Genomic DNA, 1,121 nt, shown 5'->3' with positions numbered 1-1,121 from the left:
GAGACCGCCGGCGGTTACGCCAAGGAGATGTCCAAGGAGTATCAGGCCAAGCAGGCGGCCTTGACCGCCGAGCACATCGCCAAGCAGGACATCGTGATCACCACCGCCCTCATCCCGGGCCGTCCGGCGCCGAAGCTGGTGTCTGCGGCAATGGTCGCCTCGATGAAGCCGGGTTCGGTGCTTGTCGACCTCGCCGTCGAGCGCGGCGGCAATGTCGAGGGTGCGGTGCCGGGCAAGGTCGTCACCACGGCCAATGGGGCAAAGATCGTCGGCCATCTCAACGTGCCGGGCCGGGTCGCTGCCTCCGCCTCGCTGCTTTACGCCAAGAACCTGTTCGCCTTCCTCGAGACCATGGTCGACAAGACCACCAAGCAGATCGCCATCAACCGCGACGACGAGCTGGTCAAGGCGACCATGCTGACCGATGGCGGCAAGGTGGTGCATCCGAACTTCGCCAATGCCGCTGCGGCTGCGGACAAGCCCAAGCCGATCGTGGCCGGCCAGAACCGCGGTGACGACCCGGCGAGCGATAGCGCAGCACCTGCCAAGGCAACGGCGAAGAAGCCGGCCGCCGCCAAAGCGGACAAACCGGCGGCTGCGAAAAAGCCCGCTGCCCAAAAAGCCACTGCCAAGAAGTCGGCGCCAAGCGCCGGCGCGAAGACATCATCTGAGGGAGACGCGTGATGGAAGGTCTTCAGAAAGCCCTCGACCAGCTCGACCAGGCGGTTGCCGCCGTCCGGCTCGGCGTCCAGGATCTCGCCACATCTGAAGGTGCGGCCGAAGCTGCCGGCAATGCGGCACATGCCGTCACCGGCGGGGCGGTCGACCCGTTCGTGTTCCGCTTCGCCATCTTCGTTTTGGCGATCTTCGTCGGCTACTACGTCGTCTGGTCGGTGACGCCGGCCCTGCACACGCCGCTGATGGCCGTCACCAACGCCATCTCCTCGGTCATCGTCGTCGGTGCGCTGCTCGCCGTCGGCATCGCCGCTTCCGGCCTTGCCACCGGCTTCGGCTTCGTCGCCCTGGTGCTGGCCTCGGTCAACATCTTCGGCGGCTTCCTCGTCACCCAGCGCATGCTGGCGATGTACAAGAAGAAGGACAAGTGACGTGACCCTGAACCT

The 1,121-nt window shown here is 65.7% G+C and carries 2 protein-coding genes; both read left to right on the top strand.

Annotation, left to right across the window (positions count from 1 at the left end):
• The coding region (locus tag HNQ95_RS33340; protein ID WP_512747411.1) for a Rossmann-fold NAD(P)-binding domain-containing protein at positions 1–684 on the top strand (684 nt) is incomplete at its 5' end.
• On the top strand, positions 684–1,106 hold the full coding sequence (locus HNQ95_RS33335; RefSeq protein WP_067958142.1) for a proton-translocating transhydrogenase family protein: 423 nt from the start codon (positions 684–686) through the stop codon (positions 1,104–1,106). The genes HNQ95_RS33340 and HNQ95_RS33335, both read left to right, overlap by 1 nt.
• The last annotated feature ends 15 nt before the right edge of the window (positions 1,107–1,121 follow it).

This window comes from Aminobacter ciceronei, from assembly GCF_014138625.1.
Taxonomy (GTDB): Bacteria; Pseudomonadota; Alphaproteobacteria; order Rhizobiales; family Rhizobiaceae; genus Aminobacter; species Aminobacter ciceronei.
Note: the sequence above shows the minus strand (reverse complement) of the source record. Positions and strands in the feature narration are given on the sequence as shown.

What these genes read in the sequence shown, in the direction of transcription:
- HNQ95_RS33335 (WP_067958142.1), top strand. Translation starts at nt 684, where the DNA reads ATGGAAGGTCTTCAGAAAGCCCTCGACCAGCTCGACCAGGCGGTTGCC.